This is a genomic window from Trebonia sp., from assembly GCF_030042015.1.
Lineage (GTDB): Bacteria > Actinomycetota > Actinomycetes > Streptosporangiales > Streptosporangiaceae > Trebonia.
This window is the reverse complement of record NZ_JASIAL010000276.1, coordinates 22,597-42,878: the sequence shown is the minus strand read 5'-3', so window position 1 is coordinate 42,878 and position 20,282 is coordinate 22,597. Positions and strand designations below refer to the sequence as shown.

General features: G+C 70.8%; 12 protein-coding genes. 2 read left to right on the top strand and 10 right to left on the bottom strand.

Translation table 11 applies throughout. The annotated features are described in order from the left end of the window. Positions 1-11: 11 nt before the first annotated feature. The 6 genes from Q1N79_RS15015 to Q1N79_RS14990 are packed head-to-tail and all read right to left on the bottom strand — an operon-like array spanning position 12 to position 9,917. Positions 12-929 (bottom strand): LLM class flavin-dependent oxidoreductase, encoded by a 918-nt coding sequence (locus Q1N79_RS15015; protein ID WP_300609534.1) that lies wholly within the window; start codon positions 927-929, stop codon positions 12-14. Between the two features lie 15 nt (positions 930-944). Then, positions 945-1,766 (bottom strand): ABC transporter permease, encoded by an 822-nt coding sequence (locus tag Q1N79_RS15010; protein WP_300609532.1) that lies wholly within the window; start codon positions 1,764-1,766, stop codon positions 945-947. After that, on the bottom strand, positions 1,763-2,602 hold the full coding sequence (locus Q1N79_RS15005) for an ABC transporter permease (RefSeq protein WP_300609530.1): 840 nt from the start codon (positions 2,600-2,602) through the stop codon (positions 1,763-1,765). The genes Q1N79_RS15010 and Q1N79_RS15005 overlap by 4 nt, the downstream gene beginning before the upstream one ends. Then, the gene (locus tag Q1N79_RS15000) at positions 2,583-3,692 is read right to left on the bottom strand and encodes an ABC transporter ATP-binding protein (protein ID WP_300609528.1); all 1,110 of its coding nucleotides are present in this window, start codon (positions 3,690-3,692) and stop codon (positions 2,583-2,585) included. Before Q1N79_RS15000 ends, Q1N79_RS15005 begins: the two co-directional genes overlap by 20 nt. Further along, positions 3,679-4,443 carry an alpha/beta fold hydrolase gene (locus Q1N79_RS14995; RefSeq protein WP_300609526.1) on the bottom strand — a complete coding sequence of 255 codons (765 nt, stop codon included), beginning with the start codon at positions 4,441-4,443 and terminating at the stop codon, positions 3,679-3,681. The genes Q1N79_RS15000 and Q1N79_RS14995 overlap by 14 nt, the downstream gene beginning before the upstream one ends. After that, positions 4,440-9,917, bottom strand: coding sequence for a type I polyketide synthase (locus Q1N79_RS14990; RefSeq protein WP_300609524.1), 5,478 nt, complete (start codon positions 9,915-9,917; stop codon positions 4,440-4,442). The genes Q1N79_RS14995 and Q1N79_RS14990 overlap by 4 nt, the downstream gene beginning before the upstream one ends. A gap of 359 nt (positions 9,918-10,276) precedes the next feature. Here Q1N79_RS14990 and Q1N79_RS14985 point away from each other — a divergent pair, with 359 nt between their 5' ends. Continuing rightward, a complete protein-coding gene (locus Q1N79_RS14985; RefSeq protein WP_300609522.1) occupies positions 10,277-15,844 on the top strand; it encodes a type I polyketide synthase in 5,568 nt (1,855 codons plus the stop codon). Positions 15,845-15,848: 4 nt separating this feature from the next. Further along, a complete protein-coding gene (locus Q1N79_RS14980; RefSeq protein ID WP_300609520.1) occupies positions 15,849-16,883 on the top strand; it encodes a helix-turn-helix transcriptional regulator in 1,035 nt (344 codons plus the stop codon). On the opposite strand, the gene Q1N79_RS14975 is transcribed toward Q1N79_RS14980, so the two are convergent. From Q1N79_RS14975 to Q1N79_RS14960, 4 genes are read right to left on the bottom strand one after another with little or no spacing between them, the layout of a single operon-like run. Beyond that, on the bottom strand, positions 16,872-17,918 hold the full coding sequence (locus tag Q1N79_RS14975) for an HAD family hydrolase (protein ID WP_300609518.1): 1,047 nt from the start codon (positions 17,916-17,918) through the stop codon (positions 16,872-16,874). The two genes, Q1N79_RS14980 and Q1N79_RS14975, sit on opposite strands and share 12 nt — an antisense overlap. After that, a complete protein-coding gene (locus Q1N79_RS14970) occupies positions 17,915-19,075 on the bottom strand; it encodes an acyl-CoA dehydrogenase family protein (RefSeq protein ID WP_300609516.1) in 1,161 nt (386 codons plus the stop codon). The genes Q1N79_RS14975 and Q1N79_RS14970 overlap by 4 nt, the downstream gene beginning before the upstream one ends. A 7-nt stretch (positions 19,076-19,082) precedes the next feature. Further along, positions 19,083-19,349, bottom strand: a complete 267-nt coding sequence (locus tag Q1N79_RS14965) for an acyl carrier protein (protein WP_300609514.1) — start codon at positions 19,347-19,349, stop codon at positions 19,083-19,085. A 9-nt stretch (positions 19,350-19,358) separates the two neighbouring features. Continuing rightward, entirely contained in the window at positions 19,359-20,213 is an 855-nt protein-coding gene (locus Q1N79_RS14960; protein WP_300609512.1) for a 3-hydroxyacyl-CoA dehydrogenase NAD-binding domain-containing protein, read from the bottom strand. Positions 20,214-20,282: the final 69 nt, after the last annotated feature.

Below are 20,282 nucleotides of genomic sequence, written 5' to 3'. Positions count from 1 at the left end.
TCGCCCTTTCTTCACTGCTCGAAGGCCGCGGTGACCGTCTCGGCGAACTCGTCGGGCGTCTCGGCGAAGGGCGCGATGACTGGCGTGGTCCCGGCTCCCCTGTACACCTCCATCTGGGCCCTGATCTGGTCCTTGGTGCCGAACAGGGTCAGCTCCCTCGGGTCGAGTTCGCCGTTCGCCTCGAGCACGTAGCGGTAGTAGGGCAGCAGCCGGTAGGCCTGTATCTGCCGGGTGGCTGTCTCGTAGGCATCGCCGGGGTCGTCTGTGACGTGCGTGGGAACCAGGGTGAGGACCTGGAACTGCTCGGGGTCCTTCCCGAACTTGGCGCACGCCTCGCGGACCACGGGGGTGACATGCTCCCTGATGTACCGCGGGGTGCACAGCCATAGCAGGATGCCGTCGCAGCGCTGCACGGCCAGCCTGATCATCTGCGGGCGCAGTGCCGCGAGGAAGAGCGGCACCGGCCCCCGGGGCGATCCGTACTGGGCGCGGCCGGTGAAGTGCCTGCCCTCCAGGGTGGACGCGCCCTGCTCGATCAGATCCGTGACGATCCGCAGGTAATCGCGCATCGCTCCGATCGGCGGCCCCGGCCGGCAGCCGAGCACATATTCGTTGACGAACTGATGGCTGTAGCCCACTCCGAGCGCGAACCGCCCGCCGGAGAACTCCGACAGCGTCAGCGCGGCCTGCGCCGTCGATACCGGATGCCGGGCATAGGCGGGCAGCACCGCGGTGCCGACCAGCGCGGCCGGGGCGGCCTGCAGGAACATGCTGGACAGGATCGTCGCGTCCCGGTGGTCCGGTAGCTGCGCCACCCATATCTGGTCCGCGCCGAGCTCCCCGGCGATTCCGGCCAGCTCGGTCATGCGGACCGCGCTGCCGAATCGCGTCGAGATCGAAACCGGCCGCAGCGGTGGTTTCAATGTCATGTCGGTCCTTTCAGCTCAGAATTGGGCGAGGGTGCCGGCCGCGCGCAGGCGACGTTCGGTGCTGAGGAAGGCCCAGACGCCGATCGCCAGCCACGCGGCGGCGGTCGCGACCGCCGCCGCCACCTCCGCTGCCACGGGGGCGAGCGGCCGGGTAGCCAGGGTGAGATGCCTGATCAGGTCAAGTTCCCAGGTGTCAGGCAGGATGTAGGTGGGCAGCCGTGCGGCCGCGGGCAACAGTGTCAGCGGGAAGAACACGCCGGAGAACAGCATGACGAGCAGGGTGGGCAGCTCGACGATCACGTCGGCTTCGCGCAGCACGAGCACCGCGGCTCCCACCAGGTAGCTGTAGCCGCAGTTTCCGGCCAGCATGAGCAGCAGGACGGGAAGGCTCAGCAGCACGCCGGGCAGCGCGAACGAGCCGTGCAGCAGCGTGACGGCGATCGTGAGCAGGACGATGCTGGACACGGTGCCGAACAGGCTCCCGGTCAGCACGCCGCCGAGGACGAACGCCTGCCGCGGCGCGGGGCTGGCCCACGAGTGCTCGATCACACCGGTCTGCCTGTCGGCCTCGAGTGTCTCGTACACGCTGGTCACGGCCCCGACAAGCAGCGTCGCGGTGAGCACTCCCGCCCCGATCCAGCCGGCGAGGTCGCTGGTGCCAGTCTGCCTGGACAGCCCGACCGCTGAGCCGCCCACGACGAACGCGCTGCCGAGCAGCAGCGTGGGCAGGGCCAGCTGGTACAGCGGCGTCAGGAAGGCGAGGTTGACCATGCTGACCGGGTAGCGGCGCTGCACCCGCCATTCCCGCAGCACGACCGCGGCGGTCGCCCGGATCAAAACTGCCCCAGCCGGCCCGTGCGGCTGATGCTGCGCATCGTCAGTCCGAGCAGCACCACCGCCAGTGCGCCGATGGCGGCGCCGAGGGCGAGCAGCAGCAGGCACCTGCTCCATAGGCCAGGGATCGCCGGGCTGTCGAGCACGGTCCCGCGCAGCGCGTTCAGCACCTGCGTGACCGGCAGCGCGTAGCTGATCGGGTGGACCCAGCCGGGCAGGATCGCGATCGGATAGGTGACACCGCAGAGGATGGCGACCAGCCCGCGGATCGCCGCGCCCACGCCGGCGGAGTCGCGCACCCGCATCACCAGCACCCCGACCAGCCCGCCCAGCGCGAACAGCACCGGGACGGAGGCGAGCATGACGATCACCCCGCCGGCTATCTGCCCGGCCCCGAGCGGGACTCCGAAGGCGAACCGCATCATCAGCCCGGCCAGGGTGAACTCAAGCGCGGTCGGGAAGAGCTGTGCCACCGATGGCGCGAACAGCAACGTAAAGCGGGAGACCGGGGTCAGGAACAGGCTCTCAAGCGATCCCTGCATGCGCTCCCTGCGCAGCCACATGCCCGGACCCCAGATCATCGTGCTGATCCACATGTAAACGGCCCAGCCGAGGTAGATGAAGCCGGCCACGCTCTGCGTGCCTGAGCGCTGGGTGAACGCGTGCGAGGCGCTCGCGGAGCCGCCCTCGAACCCCATCGCCTGCGCCCAGTAAGCCAGCGGCATCAGCACGGTCTCGAGCAGCAGCATCGTGGTGTTCGGCCAGTAGCGCATCATCACCTGCCACTCCTTGCGGACGGTGGCGGCGAACGCGGCGGCCTCATGCGGAAGGCGGTTCACTGGACAGCCCCCTCCCGGTCAGCGTGATGAAGACGTCCCGCAGGCTGACCGGGTCGTTCTCCACGCGCAGCACCGAACCGCCTCGCTTGGCGACGGTGGCGATCACCGCCGACACCAGGTCGGTGCCGTTCGTGGCCAGCAGGGTCAGCTCGACAGCGCGGCCGGCCGTGACGGCGCCGTCGTCCGGCCCCGCGCCGTCCGCGGCGCAGGGACCGTGACCGGTTTCGACCGTGATCCTGGCGATAGGGGCCAGATCGCCGACGATCAGATCCAGGCCCGCTTGCGACGCGACCGCGATCCGCGCGCGGACGACCTGGGTCGCACCGACCGACCGCTTCAGCTCGGCGGAGGTGCCCTCGCCCACCAGCTTCCCGCCGTCGATGATGCCGAGCCGGTCCGACAGCGCGTCCGCCTCGGCCATGTCGTGGGTCGTGAGCAGGATCGTGTGCCCGGCGTCCTTCAGCCGCAGGATGTGCTCGTGCATGGCCTGCGTGGCACGCGGGTCCAGGCCGCTTGACGGCTCGTCGAGCAGCAGCACACGCGGCCAGTTCAGCAGCGCGCGGGCCAGCACAAGCCGCTGCCGCATGCCGCTGGACCAGGTCTCGATATGGTCGTCGGCGTGATCGGCCAGGCCCATCTGGTCGAGAACGTCGCTGATCCGGCTCCGGGACTTGCGGCGGGAGCTGCCGTGCAGCGCCGCGAAGTATTCCAGGTTCTGCCGGGCGGTCAGCTTCCAGTAGACGCTGCGCTCGCCGCCGAGCGCGACTCCGAGCATGTTCCTGACCTCGCGCTGCCGGGTCCTGGTGTCGAGGCCGCAGACCCGCACCTGCCCGGATGTCGGCTCGAGCAAGGTGGCGATCATGCGGATCGTCGTGGACTTGCCGGCGCCGTTCGGTCCGAGCAGGCCGAAGACCTGGCCGACCGGGATCACGAGGTTGATGTGGTCCACCGACGGGGCCGCCGGGCCGCTGGCCCCGCGCCGCCGCGGGTAGACCTTGGTCAGCTCGGTCAGTTCCACCGCCGCGGCCGGATCGCGGCCGCGGGACCGCGCGGCGACCGGGGCGGGAGCGCGGGTCTCAGCCGATGCCACGACGGATGCCTTCAAGCAGTTGCCGTTCCCCGGAGGGCGGGGGGAAATGGCCGCCGGGCAGGACGACTCGCGTGAACGTCCCGCTCGTGATCTGGCCCCAGTCCGCCAGCGTCCCTACCGGGACGGCGGGGTCGGACACGCCGCCGAACGCGGTCACCGGGCAGTCCACCACCATGCCGGAATCCCAGGGATGGGTCTCGACCAGCCGCAGGTCGGCACGGGCGGTGGTGGCTATCTGCTCGACCAGGTCGGGGAAGCCGAGGATCTCCTGCGGGATTCGGCCGTATCCGGTCAGCCTCGCGAGGAAGCGATCGGGCGGGAGCCGGTGGATCGGGAAGTCCGGGTCCGGCCGGCTGGGCGGCCTGCACGCGCCGACGAACAGGTGATAGGGACCAGGCCCGCCGTCGGCCTCCATGCGGAGCGCGAGCCCGTATGCCATCATCGCGCCGGCACTGTGGCCGTAGATGGCGTACGGGCGTCCGGCGAGGTTCGTCCGCAGCGGTTCCGCGACCGCACCGGTCAGCTCCGCCAGGTCCGTGGTCAGTGGCTCGGTGAACCGGCTCTCCCGGCCGGGCAGCTGCACCGGCCAGACCTCGATGCCGTAGCCGGCGAGGACGGCGCACCAGTCCCGGTAGGCGGACGCGCTTCCCGCCGCGTGCGGGAAGCACACCAGGACCATGCCGCCGGCTGACACCGGCTGGACGTACTGTATCCAGGCCGAGAACCCGGTGCCGGGCCGGACCGGGCTCACGGCGCCGCCCCTGTCTCCTGGAGGGCTCGCGTGGCGGAGACGAATTCGGCGAGGGCGCGCACGGTCGGCAGATCGAAGAGCACGGCGATCGGCAGGTCGACCGCGAACACCTCGCGCATCCGGGCGGCAAGCTGCACCGCGACCAGCGAATTGCCGCCAAGCTCGAAGAACACGTCGTCGATCCCGACTCGCGCGATGCCAAGCGACGTTTCCCACAGCCGGGCGATGGTCCGCTCGGTGTCCGTGGCCGGCGCCGTGTACGGCGTGTCGACTAGGCGATCCTGGCCCGCGCCGGTGAAGGGCGCCGTGCCGAGGTTCTGCCGTACCACGTCGATGGTGAGCGCCTGGGTGCGGCGCAGGTTGCGATCGATGCCCTCGGGGACCACCAGGATGTGCGGCGCGGGCCGCCAGTACAGGACCCGCCGCAGGACATCGCGGCCCAGGTCCGGGGTGACGCTGACCTCGTCCAGACTGTGCACGGGCGTACTGGCCGCGTCGGCGGCGTTCCCGCCGCCGACGCGGCCGTCTACCGCGGCGCGGACGGCCGTCCGGTCCACTCGCCGCTCGGCGTACTCGTCGATGTGGGCGATCTCGGTCCCGTCACCGTGCATCAGCACCGCCGTCACCCGGTCGAACTCGGCGCCCGGCTCGCTCAGGTGCCGGATGTGCACCCAAAATCGCGGCGGCAGCGGCTCGTGAACGCGGATCCGGCCGTAGCCGAACGGGAGATAGCTTTCGCCGCGCGCGATTCGCTCCTCGTCGTACCTGGCCTCGGTGACGGCGGTGTCCAGGAGCGCCGGGTGCAGGCGGTACTGGCCGGCCTCCGGCCAGAATGCCTCAGGGAGCTCGACGAGCGACAGCTCTTCCCTGTCGCCGACCGCCATCGTCTTGACATTGCCGGCCCAGTGGGCGCCGTGGTCGATCATGCCAGCGGCGGACGGGAGCTGGCCGTCGGCGAACGCCGCCGTCGAGCATCTGGCCCTGATCTCCGCGATGTCATGCACCGGGACAGCCGCGGGCTCCCCGGGCTTGACCCGGCAGCGCAGCCGTTCCGCCCAGGTCCAGCCGCCCTGGCCGGACGCGCCGACGGTGACGGTCACCGCGTGCCCGTCGCCGTCGGGGACGAATCCGGTCCGGATCTCGGTGGGCCCGGTGATCCCGATCGGCCCGATGAAGACGACATCGCTGATCTCCGGCGTCGCCGCGAGCGCCTCCCGGTAGGCACCGTCGATCATCTCGAGCAGGGCGGTGCCGACGACGACATCCGCGCCGTCAAGCCGGTGCTCCGCGCAGATCCAGCGGGCGCCCGGCTCGAGCAGGGTGCTGAACAAGATCGTCTCGCCAGGCGCGGCGACGCGGCGGTCGAGCAGGGGATGCGCGGCGGGCTCGTAGCGCGCCCCGACCTGCAGTTCCCTGAACGCGTGCGGGGCCGCGCCCTCATGCTCCACGGCCATGCCCGAGTCGGTCCACCGCATCCAGCCGATTGAGTAGACCGGCCTGCCCTGCTGGGCCGCCCAGCGGGCGAAGGAGTCCAGGAAGTTGTTCGCCGCGCAGTAGTCGACCTGGCCGAACGCTCCGGTCGCGGCGGTCAGCGAGGAGAACAGCACGAGGAACTCCGCCTCCTCGCCCAGCAGGCGGTACAGCGCCAGCGTCCCGGCCACCTTCGCCGCGAGCACTGCGTCGGCGTCGGCGTCGGCCCGGATGGCCATCATCGCGCCGCCCGCGACTCCGGCGCAGTGATAGGCGCCGCTGATCCGGCCGTACCGCTCGCGCACCGCCGTGACGGCGGCGCGCAGCGCGGATTCGTCCGACACGTCGCAGGAGACCGTCACGACCGTCGAGCCGCGCTCCTCGATGCCCAGCAGCCGGCTGAGCCTGCCGCGGAGCTTCTCGTCGGTGTCGGCCGACGCGATCAGCGCCGGCCAGCTCGCACGCGGCGGGACCGGGGTCCGGGCGAGCAGCACGATCGTGGCGGGCGCGGTGTCTGCCAGGTCCTCGGCGACGACCAGCCCGAGCGCGCCGAGACCGCCGGTGATCAGGTACGTCGCGCCCTGCGGGCGGTCGCGGAGCGGCGTCGCCAGCGGCATGCCCTGATAATCAAGCCGCCACCGCTTGCGGCCGCGCCAGCCGACCTGAGCGTGCCGCGCGGGGGCCGTCATCTCGGCGAGAAGCTGGGCGGCCACAGCCGCCGACGGCAGCGGGCCAGGGACCGCGAGGTCGATGCTCCGGGAGGACACCCCGGGAATTTCCCGCTGCGCCAGCATCACCGGCCCGAGCCACAGGGCCTTGGCGGGTTCCAGCGGCTCGGTGCCCGAGATCTCCTGCATGTTGCTCGAGACCACGTGCACCCGGACCGGCGCCCCGCCGCTGCGAGCGGCCAGCTCCCTGCCGAGGTGGAGCAGGCTGTAGAAACCGTCCCGGCCGGCCGTGACCGCCGCCTGGCCGACGGCATCCGGGTGCGGCTCGGTCAGGCCGAAGGCGTGCACGATATGCGCGGGCAGGCCGTCCGGCAGCGCGTCGAGCAGCGCGTGCAGATCGGCGGCGTCCGCGGGGTGGACCGTGTACCGGCCGGGACCCGTGGCCGCGAACGAGGCGCCAGGGCTGACCACGGTCACGGCGGCGCCGCTGGCGGCCAGCGCGGCTGTCAGCGCGCCGATTACGGGGTGCCCGCTGTCGAAGACCAGGACGCGCGCCCCCGCGACCTGGCCCGCCGGCTCGTCGAGCGGCGCCTCCCGCCATATCGGCGTGAACGTGCAGCGCTCCGGCGGCAGCGGCAAGTCGTCTTCGTCCCCGCCATCGCGGTCCGAGGCCGGCGCCGGATCTGGCTGAGCCCAGAAGGGCTGGCGTTCGAACGGGTAGGCGGGCAGCGGGACGCGGCGGCGCTTGCCTGTCCATGCGGCCCAGGCGGCCCAGTCGACCTCGGCGCCCTGGCACCACAGTTCGCCAAGCGCCTCGGCGAGCACCCGGTCGTCCGGACCGGAGCGGAGCGGATGCCGCATGGCCGTCACCACCGGCACCGCCGCGCTGCCGGTGATCTGGCGTGCCAGCCTGGACAGCGTGTCGCCGGGGCCGACCTCCAGGAGCAGGACGTCCCGGCCGAGGGCGGAGATCCCGTCCGCGAACAGCACGGGGGAGCGCAGGTGCCGCGCCCAGTACTGCGGGTCTGTCGCGTTCTCGTCGGTGATCCAGGTCCCGGTCACGTTGGAGACGAACGGGATCGCCGGCCGGCTCATGTCATATCCGGCGACGACAGCCGCGAACTCCTCCCGGCACGGTTCGATCAGGCTGGAGTGGAACGCGTGTGAGGTGACCAGTTCGGTGCAGCCGATCTGCCTGGCTTCCAGCAACTGCCGGGCAGCCGCGACCGCCGGACCCGGTCCGGCGATGACCGTGGACCGCGGGCCGTTGACGGCCGCGATCTCCGCGTCCCGCGGGAGCATCGACTGGACGAGGAACGCCGGGCAGTCAACGGCCAGCATCGCGCCGGGCGGCATCGCCTGCATCAGGCGGCCGCGGGCCGCGATGATCGCGAGCGCGTCGGACAGCGTGAAGACGCCGGCCAGGCACGCCGCGACGTACTCGCCGACGGAATGGCCGATCATGCTGGCTGGCGTGATGCCCGCCGTGGCCAGCGTGGTGGCGAGCGCGTATTCCACGGCGAACAGGGCAGGCTGGCTGTACCGCGTTTCGCGGAGCCGCGCCTCATGCCCGGAGCCCTCGCGGGCGAAGATCAGGTCCCTGATGTCGAGGCCAACGTGCGGGGCCAGCAGCCCAGCGCACATGGCAAGCGCGTCATGATAGGCAGGCTCGGTCTGGTAGAGATCGCGCCCCATGCCGAGGTGCTGCGTGCCCTGCCCAGGGAACATCATGACCAGCGGCCGCCCGGCAGCGGCGGCCACGGCCGCGCGGCGGTCAACCGCCGCCGCGAGAGCGTCGGCGGCGGTCTCGATGGTCTCGGCGGCCACCGCACGCCGGTGGCCGAACGCGGGACGCCCTACCTGGGCGGTGAACGCGACGTCCTCGAGGGCGCAACCCTTCATGTTCGGCAGTGCCTCGCGGAGGGCACGGGCGGCGGCATCGGCGGTCGCGGCTGTCTTGGCGGACACGGGAATCGTGTGCCACCGGCGGCGCGGACCCGCCGGACAGGGGGAGCTGCGCGGGGCCGGCGCCTCCTCGACGATCACATGGACGTTCGTGCCGCCGATGCCAAACGAACTGACACCCGCCCGGCGCGGCGATTCGCTCACCGGCCACGCCCGCAACTCGGTGGTCACGAAGAACGGGCTCCCGTCCAGTGCCAGGTTGGGGTTCGGCCGCTCGTAGTTGATGCTCGGCGGCAGCTGCTCGTGCTCGAGCGCGAGGCAGACCTTGATGAGGCCGGCGACGCCGGATGCCGGGCCGAGGTGCCCGATGTTCCCTTTGACGGAGCCGATCGGGATCGACTGCCTGGCCGAGCAGCCCGCGTCCTGGTAGGCCCGCCGCAGCCCGGCGACCTCTATCGGGTCGCCGACCAGCGTCCCGGTCGCGTGCGCCTCGACATAGCCGATCGTGTCGGGGTCCACCTCGGCGACCGCGAGCGCCTCCGTGATCAGCTGCACCTGGCCCTCGACACCCGGGGCGGTGAACCCGGCCCGGGCGCCGCCGTCGTTGTTTACCGCGGAACCGCGTAGTACCCCGTAGATGTGGTCGCGGTCATCGACCGCGTCGCAGAGGCGTTTGAGCGCCACGACGCCGACGCCGCTGCCGAATATGGTGCCGGACGCCTCGGCATCGAAGGGACGGATATGGCCGGTCTTGGTGTAAATGCCGCCTTCCAGCCAGGTGTGCCCGGCACGGCCGGGCAGTTCCACCTGAGCCCCGCCCGCGAGCGCGTAGTCGCATTCGCCGCTGCGCAGCAGCTGGCTGGCGATGTGCACGGCGAGCAGCGAGGTGGAACACGCGGTCTGCACGCTGATGCTCGGCCCGCGCAAGCCCAGCCGGTAGGAGACGGTCGTGGCGAGGTAGTCCGGCGCGCTTCCCACCCCGATCGCCATCGGCCCCACGGCCGCGCTCAGCGCCGCGTTGCGCTTGACGTAGTGCTCGCCGTACAGGTTGTTGGCCATGCCGCCGACTACGGCAACGAGACCGCCGAGGCGGCCCACGTCGTAGCCGCTGTCCTGAACCGCGGCGTAGCAGGTCTCAAGGAACCAGCGCCCCTGCGGGTCGCGCACCTCACTTTCGCGCGGCGTGTAGCCGAAGAAGCGGGCGTCGAAGTATTCCATGTCCTCGATGAGGAAAGCCGCCTTGACATAGTGCGGATGCCTGAACTCGCGCGGCGGGACGCCGCTCGCGGCCAGATCCTCTTCGCTCAGCCAGGTAATTGACTCGACCCCGTCGACCAGATTCTGCCAGTATTCGCTCGTCGTGTTCGCTCCAGGAAAGCGGCAGGCCATCCCGACAACGGCAATGTGATCATCGCGAGGCGGACCGGGCACTAGGGTGCTCCCATGGATTAGCAACCCGAGAATCAGCGCGCTGCTTCATCGGGGCCGCGTGTCGGAACTACCTGTTATAAGGTTAGATGGCAGTGCAGCACGCTAGGAAAGTCATATATGCGTGGCGGCGCGCCTCGTCATGTATGTCAAGCAAAGGGACTACACAGGTACCGGGTACCGAATCCGGCGCTGTCAAGCATCGTTAAGCAGCGATAGCGTCACATGAATCCGACATACTGCCAGCCGGGAGGTTGTGCCTACGCTAAAGAGATTAGTCCGCCGCCGGCCTTTCCGCGGACAGGAACGCCGGCGGCGGGTAGCTGGCCGGCGTGCGGCTGGATACCTAAGGAGTAATACGGGTGAGTGCACTTGAGGATGCCTCCGTACCGGCCAGCCCGCGTATCGCCATCATCGGGATGGCGGGGAGGTTCCCCGGCGCAGGCGATATCGATGAGTTCTGGCAGAATCTCATAAACGGCGTGGAGTCGCTTACCAAACTGGAACCTGACCAGATGCGGGCGGCCGGGCTGTCGGAATCGCTGATAGCTAACCCCAATCACGTGCCATTCGTCCCGATGCTCGACGACATTGAGGGTTTCGACGCCCGGTACTTTGGCTATACCGCGCGCGAGGCGCAAATCGCCGACCCGCAGCAGCGGATTTTCCTCGAGGTCTGCCACGCGGCACTGCAGCACGCGGGCTACGATCCCGCCCGCTACGCGGGTCGCATCGGCGTCTACGGGGGCGGGGCGCCCAACACCTACGCCGAGGAGTACGTCCACGAGAACGACAAGGCGCGCGCCGGGGCCGGCGACCTGGCCATCGAGTTCAACAACGCCTCCGACTACATCGCGACCAGGGTAGCCTACGCCCTCGGCCTGTCCGGGCCCGCTGTGTCGATCGCGACCGCGTGCTCCACGGCGCTGGTCACGGTCCACCAGGCGTGCCGTGCGCTCGCAGCCGGCGAGTGCTCGATGGCCCTGGCCGGTGCGGTCAACGTGCGGGCCCCGTACACCAGGGGCCATGTCTGGGCGGAGAACAGCATCTACTCGCGCGACGGGCACGTGCGGCCGTTCGACGCCGATGCCACCGGCACCACCTTCGGGTACGGGGCCGGAACGGTCGTGCTCAAGCGGCTCGAAGACGCCATCGCCGATCGCGACACGATCCACGCGGTCGTGATCGGCTCCGCCGTGAACAACGACGGGGCCAAGCGCAGCAGTTTCAGCGCGCCGAGCGCCGTCGGCCAGGCGGACGTCATCCGGCAGGCGCTGCGGGCGGCGGGCGGCATCTCGCCCGACTCGATCGGCTACGTCGAAGCCCACGGCACCGGGACCACGGTGGGTGACCCGGTGGAGGTCGCCGCGCTCACGACCGCGTACCGGGAGGCGGGGGCCACCGCGAGGCGGTCGATCCCCATCGGCAGCGTGAAGTCCAACATCGGCCATCTCGGCACCGCGTCCGGCATGCCCGGCCTGATCAAGACCATACTGGCGATGCGGCACCACCGGCTGCCCGGAACGCTGCACTACGAGAAGCCGAACCCGCTCATCGATTTCTCCGACACGCCGTTCCACGTCAACAAGCAATCGCGGCACTGGCCGAAGACGGGCGGGCCGCTGCGCGCCGGAGTCAGCGCCTTCGGCATCGGCGGCACCAACGCCCACGTCATCGTCGAGGAACCGCCCGCGCCCGAGCCGACCGACGCCGGGCCCTGCTGGCAGGTTCTCCCGCTGTCGGCGAAATCCCCGGCCGCGCTCGAGGCGATGGGACCGAGGCTGTTCGAGCACCTGGAGGCCAACCCCGGCCTTGAACTCGCCGATGTCGCCTACACCCTGCAGATAGGCAGGCCGCAGCTTGCCCACCGCGCGTTCGCCGTGTGCCGGGACGACAGGACCGCGCTCCAGACACTGACGATCAGCTCGGGCTCCCAAGTCAGGCCGATGCAGCACACACCGGTCGTCTTCATGTTCCCTGGCCAGGGAACGCAGCACATGGACATGGCCGCGGAGGTCTACCAGGCCGAGGCGGTCTTCCGCGCCGCGTTCGATCAATGCGCCGAACTCGCCGCGCCGTCGCTCGGGCACGATCTGCGCGACCTCGTGTTCAGCTCGCGCTCCCCGGCGGCAGACGCCGCGGAGCTGTCGGACCGGCTGCGCCGCACCGAGTTCGCCCAGCCTGCCCTGTTCTCGGTTGAGTACGCACTCGCCCAGTTGTGGATGAGCTGGGGCGTGGAACCGATGGCAATGCTCGGCCACAGCATCGGCGAGATAGTTGCCGCCTGCCTGGCCGGGGTATTCGCCCTGCCCGCCGCGATCGAATTCGTGGTCACCAGAGGGCGGCTGACCCAGGCCATGCCCGCGGGGGCGATGCTTGCCCTGCCGCTGGCAGAGGCGGAGGTCGAGGCCGTTCTCAGCGGCGAGATCAGCCTGGCCGCGAGCAACGGGCCGCGCGCCACCGTGGTCGCCGGGCCGCACGAGGCGATAGACACGCTCACCAGGACGCTGGCAGGAGTCGGCGTCCAGGGCACGCTGCTGCACACATCGCACGCCTTCCACTCCTCGATGCTCGACCCGATCGTCGCGCCGCTGCGGCGTTCCGCCGAGCAGGCGGGGCTCAGGCCTCCCGAGCGGCGATTCCTCTCGACGGTCACCGGGGACTGGATAACCGGCGAGCAGGCGGCTGACCCGGGCTACTGGGCGGCGCAGGTACGCCGGCCCGTGCGATTCGCCGCGGCGGTGCAGGCCGCCGCCAAGACCGGGGCGGTGCTGCTGGAGACCGGCCCCCGGCGGTCGTTGACCGCGCTGGCCAGGCAGAGCCTCGGCAGGACGGCGAGCGTTGTCTCCTCGCTCGATTCTCCTCGCGGCGACGGCGCGGCGCAGGACGGGCGTTCGCTCGCCCAGGCCATCGGCGAGCTATGGGCCAGCGGCGCGGCGGTGGACTGGGGCGCGCTGAGCAGAGGCCAGCGCAGGCGGCGCGTCCCGCTGCCCGCTTACCCGTACGAGCGGACACGATACTGGGTGGATCCCGAACCCGGTGCGCGGACTGAGCCGTCACCGGGGCGGGCGGGGCGGGCGGGCCTCGCCGAGGCCGACCAGGCGGACCCGGCCGACCTCGCCTACCTGCCCGCGTGGCGCCAGCGGCGGCTCCCGGCGCCGACCGCGGGCGAGGCCGACGACGGGCCGCTGCTCGTCTTCAGTCCCGGCAGCGGGCCGGTCGCCGAAGCCGCCGCGGCATGGGCCCGGCACGGGCGGGCCGTGATCGAGGTCGCGGCCGGGGACGGGTTCGCCGGGCTCGGGGACGGCCGGTACCAGGTCGCCCCGGGCAGCCGGGACGACTACGGCAGGCTGCTCGAGGAGGTGGACGCCTCGGTCGGCCGTCCCACCGCCGTCCTGCACGGATGGACCGCCGCGTCGGCCAGCACGCCGCCAGACGCGATCAAGGCAACGCATGAGGTTCGCGAAGCCGGCTTCTTCAGCCTGCTGTTCCTGACGCAGGCCTACACGACGCGCTGGCCCGACGCCGGGCTGACACTGCGGGTCGTCACCACCTGCAGCGCCGACGTCTCCGGTACCGAGGAAGTGGAGCCGGCCAAGGCGCTGCTGCACGGCCCGTGCAAGGTCGTGCCGATAGAGGCGCGCCAGGTGGCCTGCCAGCTTATCGACGTACCGCGGGACAGCGGAGCCGACCAGTTGCTGCGTGAGATGGCCGTGCCGGTCAGCGACCAGCTCGTGGCATACCGCGGTAACCGCCGCTGGGTGGCTGACTACGAGCCCGCGGGCGAGCTGGCCGGGCCGGTGGCCATGCCGCGCGGGCTGCGCCGCCGCGGCGTCTACCTGGTGACCGGCGGTCTCAGCGGCGTGGGCCTGCAAGTCGCGCGACAGCTCGCGTCGTCCGCCGGTGCGCGGCTCGTCCTCACCGGGCGCACGCGGCTTCCCGGCCGGGCCGAGTGGGATGATTACCTGGCCACGCGCGGTCAGGACGGGATCGGCGCGCGCATCAGGGCGGTCCGCGATCTCGAAGGCCTCGGAAGCGAGGTGCTGGCGCTGTCCGCCGACGTGGCCGACGAACCGGCGATGCGTGCGGTGGTGAACGCCGCCACCGAGCGGTTCGGCAAGATCGACGGCGTGTTCCACGCGGCAGGCGTTCCTGGCGCCGGGGTGATCGCGATGAAGGGCCGGGACCGGGCCGAGTCCGTGCTGCGCCCGAAGGTGGACGGGACGATCGTGCTCGACCGGCTGCTCGGCGGCCAGATCGAGCTCTTCGTGCTGTTCTCCTCGGTTTTCGGCGTGACCGGGATGTTCGGTCAGGTTGACTACTGCGCGGCCAACGCGTTCCTTGACGCGTTCGCGCAGGCGCGGTCCGGTGGCCGGACGCGGGTCCTGTCGGTGAGCTGGTGCGGGTGGCTGGGCGTCGGCATGCTCGGCAGTGACCCGGACGCTCAGCCGGCCGCCGCCTTGCCGCCGTCGGCGGAGCCGGCGGACGTCGCCAGCCCAGAATCGGTCATCGCACCGGAACCCGCCGTCGCGGAGGCCGGCCTAGGCGGCAACGGGCCGGGACTGCTCGGCCGCCGCGTCCTTGACGGCGGCGAGATCGTCTTCTCCCGCGTCGTCGGCCCCGGCGTGCACTGGGTCCTCGCCGAGCACCTGGTAGCCGGCCGCCAGGTCTTCCCGGGCACCTCCTACGCGGAGATGATCGCGGCGGCCGCCCGGGAGACGTTCGGCGGCGGCGGGATCGAACTGCGCGACCTCATCTTCGGCCGCCTGTTGACCATCGACGGCCCGCGCGAGATGCGGGTCACCGGGACGCGGCGCGGGCCGGACAGCTACGAATTCACCGTGACCAGCCGGCCGGCCGGGGCAGCGGACGCGCTGTGGGAGCGGCACGCGAGCGCTACCGCCGCCCCGTACCACGGTGCCGAGCCACCCTGGCAGGACATCGAGGCGATCGCGAAGCGCTGCGACCTGCTGAGCTGGAAGCCGGACCCGGGCAGGGCCGGCGGGATGGTGGTGTGCGGGCCGCACTGGCAGGTGGTCGAGTCGGTCGGGCTCGGGCAGGGCGAGCAGTTCGCCAGCCTGGGGCTGCCCGCCGGCCTCGATGCCGACCTGGCGGAATACGTCCTGCACCCGTCACTGCTCGACTGCGCGACGGCGATGAGCCTGTACCTTCCCGAAGGGTCGGGCGCGGGCCGCAGCTACCTGCCGATCGCCTATGACCGGATCGTGGTGCGGGACTCGCTACCGGGCCGGTTCTACAGCCACATCCGCAACCACGACGACGTCAACGCCACGATCAAGTCCTACGACATCTCGCTTCTGGACGAGGACGGCAGGGAAGCCGTCTTGATCGAGGGCTTTTCCGTGCGCATCGTGGACGTCAACGCGGTCCAGGAGGGTATCGAGTCCAGCGGGACGCAGGAGCGCCGCGCGCTGCTGCAGGCCGGCCTGGGCGCCGACGAGGTGCCGATAACCCCTGCGCTCGCCCTGGACCTGCTGTGGCGCATGATCGGCGCGGCGCAGGAGCCGCACTATATCGTGACGATCGAACCGCTCGGCGACCGGATCAAGCGGGTCGCCGGGGTAGCCGACCGGGTCGCCGAGATGATCGAGTCGGCGCGCGGCGGCATGCTGGCCAATACCGCCGCCACCTTGTCCGCGGGCCTGCCCCGGTCGGCGTCCGAACCGGTGAGTTCCACCGAGGGGATACTGCTCTCGCTCTGGGAGGACGCCTTCGGGGTCTCTCAGCTCGGGCTTGACGTGGATTTCCTCGACCTTGGCGGTAACTCGCTTGTCGCGGTACAGCTGGCGGTCCGGATCAGGGAACGGTTCGGGGTGAACGTCCCTGGCGTCGCGATGCTGGAGTACTCGACCGTGCGGATGCTCGGGGAGTACGTCGACGTCCTGGTGGCAGAGGGGGCCAGAAGCTGACGCGATGACAGGGATCCCGGAACTTTCCGCGAGCGCCTCCGACGACGACTCCATGGCGGTCTACGCCTGCGCCGTGCGGCGTGGCGGCGTGACAGACAGCGATCCGGGGCTGCGCGAAGAACTCGGACTCGCGCCTGAGGCCGTCGACGCCGCGCTGGCCCGGCTTGTGGACCTGCACCTGCTGCGGGCCGGACCAGGAGACGGCGGGCGCCCCCTCGTCCCGGTCAGCCCGGATGTCGCCGCGGCGTCTCTCATCTCGCCGATCGGCGAGGAGATGCACCGTCAGCGCACGGTAATGCGCCAGATCCAGGCACGGCTGAGCCTCTTCCAGCCGCATTACGAGGCCAACAGGGACTCCTCGCCCGGCCAGGGAAGGATCGAATCGCTGAGCGGAGACGTCGAGCTGTCCGGGCGCCTGCACCTGGCGGTCGAGCAGTGCGCCAGGGAGTTTCTTGCCTTCCGGCCGGGCGGCCCGCTGCCCCTGGGCCGGATAGCGGCGATGGCGTGCCGTGGGGTGGCTATCCGGCTGCTCGTCCAGCATTCGCTCCGGGCCGATCTGCGTGCCCGGACGGCGATGAGGGAGATCATCGCTCTCGGCGGGGACATCAGGACCGTGGGACAGCTGCCGCGGCAAGTGATCATCTTCGATGACGAGGCGGCCTTCCTGCTCGACGACAAGCAGCCAGGGCCGTGCGGCGTGGTCATCGGTCACCGGCAGACGGTGGCTCTGCTGCGCGAGGTCGCCGAAATGGTATGGACGTTCGCGGAGCCGTACTCCACCGGGGATATCGGGTACCAGGGGGTCACCGGCGACCTGCAGCGGACGATCGTCGAGCTGCTGGCGTCCGGGCTGACCGACGAGGCGATCGCCAGGCGTCTGGGGGTCTCGGTGCGGACCTGCCGGCGCCACATCGCGGCGGTGCTGAGCAGTCTGGACGCGGTGAGCCGCTTTCAGGCGGGAGCGCTGGCCGTCTCGGCCAACCTCCTGGACACCGGGCGGCTGCGGAACGCCGCGCCGGGCAGGGCCTCAGCCGGTTAGCACCCGGACGTAGGCGGCCGGAACCTGGATGGCGGACAGGTCGGATTCCAGGATGACGTTCGAGCCGTCCCTGGCTACCTCGGTGAATCCGGCGAACGCATAGGTGACCCGCATCAGCCGGTTCCTGCCCGTCTCCACGAAGTGGGCGCGCAGCCGCGCCCCGGCGTCCCTGGCCATCGCCATGATGTGGTTGAGCAGGATCGTCCCGACGCCGCGGGACATCGTCCTGCAGGACATGAGAAGCAGGAGCAGTTGCCAGCACTGCGGGTCGCGCGCCACCAGCGCGAGGCCGATCGTGCCGTACGCGCCGAACCGGTCGTCGAGCTCGGCGACAAGGACCACATGGTCCGGACTGGCGCACAGGGCCGCGAGCTCGTCGTAGGAATACGTGTGCCCGGTCGAGTTGAGCTGGTTGGTCCGGATCGTCAGCTCCTCCGCGCGGCGCAGGTCGGCCTGGGTAGCGCGGCGGATTCGGAAGACCATCCGCAGCGACGCGAGGAATTCCTCGCTGGTGCCCTGGAAGCCGCGTTCGCCCTCCTCGCGCTCGATCTGACTGCGGTACATCTCCCGGCGCCGCTTCGACTCCTCGGTAATGAACCGCGGACTGAACTCCGCGGTGTCGAGCGCCGCGATCACGTCCGCTGGGTCGACACACAGCACGCCGGGGTGGGCGTGGGCGACCTCGGCACGCTCGAATTCCTGGTCGTCGATGAACGCCACCGCGTCCAGGCCGAAGTTCAGGGATCTGGCGACCCGCTCGACCCCGCCGGACTTCGGGCCCCAGCCGATCTGCGGATAGACGAACATCTCATCGATCCCGAGGGCGCGCATCCGCGCGCGAGCGGCATCGGAGTCGTTCTTGCTGGCCACTGACTGCAGGATGCCGCGCTGGTCGAGAACGTCAAGCGCCCTGGCGGCGTCCGCCCTCAGCGCACAGCTATCGCCCTCGAGCAGCACGCCGTCCCACACGGTGTTGTCGAGGTCCCAGATCACGCACTTGATCCTGCCGCGCTGGCCGTTCCCGCCGGTGCTCATACGACTGAGGTGCTTCCAGGGGAAGGGTGCCAATAAGCGGTGTTGGCGATGGTGAGCTGCTGTATCTCCGTGCTCCCCTCGATGATTTCCATGACCTTGGCATCGCGGTAATAGCGGGCAACAGGGTAACCGGGGCCGCATCCGTTGGCGCCGTGGATCTGCACCGCCGCCGAGGCGTGCCTGGCGGCCGCGGTGGAGGTGAAGTACTTGGCGATCCAGGTGGCCATGACGGTCCGGGGATCGCCGTCGTCCTTGAGCCGGCCGGCCTGCTCGACCAGCAGCCGCCCCGCGGCGGCGTCCGTGACCATGTCGGAGATCTTGGCCCGGATAAGCTGCAGGTCGCGCAGCATGCTCCCGCCGACACTGCGAGCCGATGTATAGGCCGCGGAAGCGTCGAGGCAGGCCTCGATGATGCCGAGCGACCCGGCGGCGACACTGTACCGTCCGATGTCGAGCATGCTCGACAAGACCAGCCCGGAAACGAACGAGGCGGGCCCGAGTAGCGCCTCGGATGCTACTTCGACGTCGCGGAAGCGGACCGTGGCGAGCATGCTCGCACGGGTGCCGAGGATATCGGCGAGCGGCTCGACCTCCACGCCAGGAGTGCCCCGCGGCACGAGGAAGGCCGCCAGGCCGCTGCCCGCCCGGGCGTATGCGAGAAACACGTCGGCCCGCTGACCGCCCGTGATCCACTTCTTGGTCCCGGTGAGCCGCCAGCCTCCAGCCGCGCGGGTCGCCGTGGCCGCCAGGCCGGCGGTATCGCTGCCCGCCTCGGGCTCGGTGATGCAGACCGCCCCGAGCAGGTCCCCGCGAGCCAACGGCGCGAGCCATCGGGCCCGCTGGTCCTCGGTGCCCCAGCGGTTGACCGCCCAGGCGAGCATCGTGTGCACGGTGAGCAGGCTGCGGACCGACGAGCAGCCGCGCCCGATTTCCGCGTGCACCCGTCCGAGCTCGGTGAAGCTCAGGCCCGCGCCGCCGAACTCCGGCGGCAGAAAGGGCGCCCACAGTCCCGCCCGTGACATCTGCCGGAGGAACTCGTCGGGCACCCGGCCTTCGCGGTCGAAACGCTCGGCCCGCGGCACGATATGGTCGTCGGCGAAGCGGCGGGCCGCCGCGGCGTCGAGCGCGATCCCGGCCGCCGTGTCCGTCACGACCATGCCGCCGTCACCGCGGGCCGGGCTCGACGGCGAGCCCGGCGTGCTCGGCTACCAGGGCCGCCATCGCGTTCAGGCTCCGGAACGAGTCAAGCCGCAGCGCCTCGTTCGGGACGGTGAAGGCGAATGTGGTCTCAAGGAACATCACGAGTTCCATGGCGAACAGCGAGTTGACGAAGCCCAGGGCGAAGATATCGTCGTCCGGCCCCAGCCCGACGTCGGGGAACCGGACCGCGATGAACTCGGCGATGGGCTTGATGACGGAGTCGCCAGCCAAGGTCCGTCCTCACTTTCCCGGCGAGACGTAGGTGTAGAACCCCCGGCCGGTCTTGCGGCCGTGCAGGCCTGCCTGCGCCATCTGCTTCAGCAGCGGGCAGGGCCGGTACTTGCTGTCACCGAAGTGCTCGTACATCACCTCGATGCTGCGCAGGACGGTGTCGATGCCGATGAGGTCGGCCGTCTGCAGCGGGCCGATCGGATGCCCGAAGCAGCCACGGAAGATCTCGTCGACGGCAGCCGCGTCGGCGACGCCCTCGTGCACGAGAAACGCCGCCTCGTTGATCGTGGGCATCAGGACCCGGTTGGCGACGAATCCGCACGCGTCACCGACCTGGACCGGCTTCTTGCCCATGCCGACCAGCAGGGCGCGGGTGCGCTCAAGCGTCTCCTCGCTCGTGTGCACGCCGGGGATCAGCTCGACCACGTGCCGGTGCGGCACCGGGTTCATGAAATGGACTCCGACCACCCGGTCCGGACGCCGGGTCGCGGCCGCCAAGCGGGTGATCGGGATGCATGAAGTGTTCGCGATGAACACCGTCCCGGGCCCGCACACCTCGTCGATCTCAGCGTAGAGGCTGGCTTTGGCCGCCCAGTCCTCGGTGATGTTCTCGATCACGATATCGGCCTTGGCCAGCGTGTCTGACCCGATGGCGAACGTGATCCTCGACAATACGTCCGCCGGGTCGACCGGCGGCCCGCCAAACAGCCTGCTCGCCCGGCAGTTGCGCTCGATCTCGGCCCGCGCGCGGTCCAGTGCTCCGCTGCTCACGTCCGCCAAGATGACGTCGTGCCCCACCTGGGCGAGGTTCTGGGCGACGCCAACCCCGATGACCCCGGCGCCAACGACGCTCGTCACGGCCATGCCAGCTCCTTCCGCACGCCCGGGCCGCAGGCAGCCGGTCCTGCGCTGGCCGCACCCGCGCCGAGACCC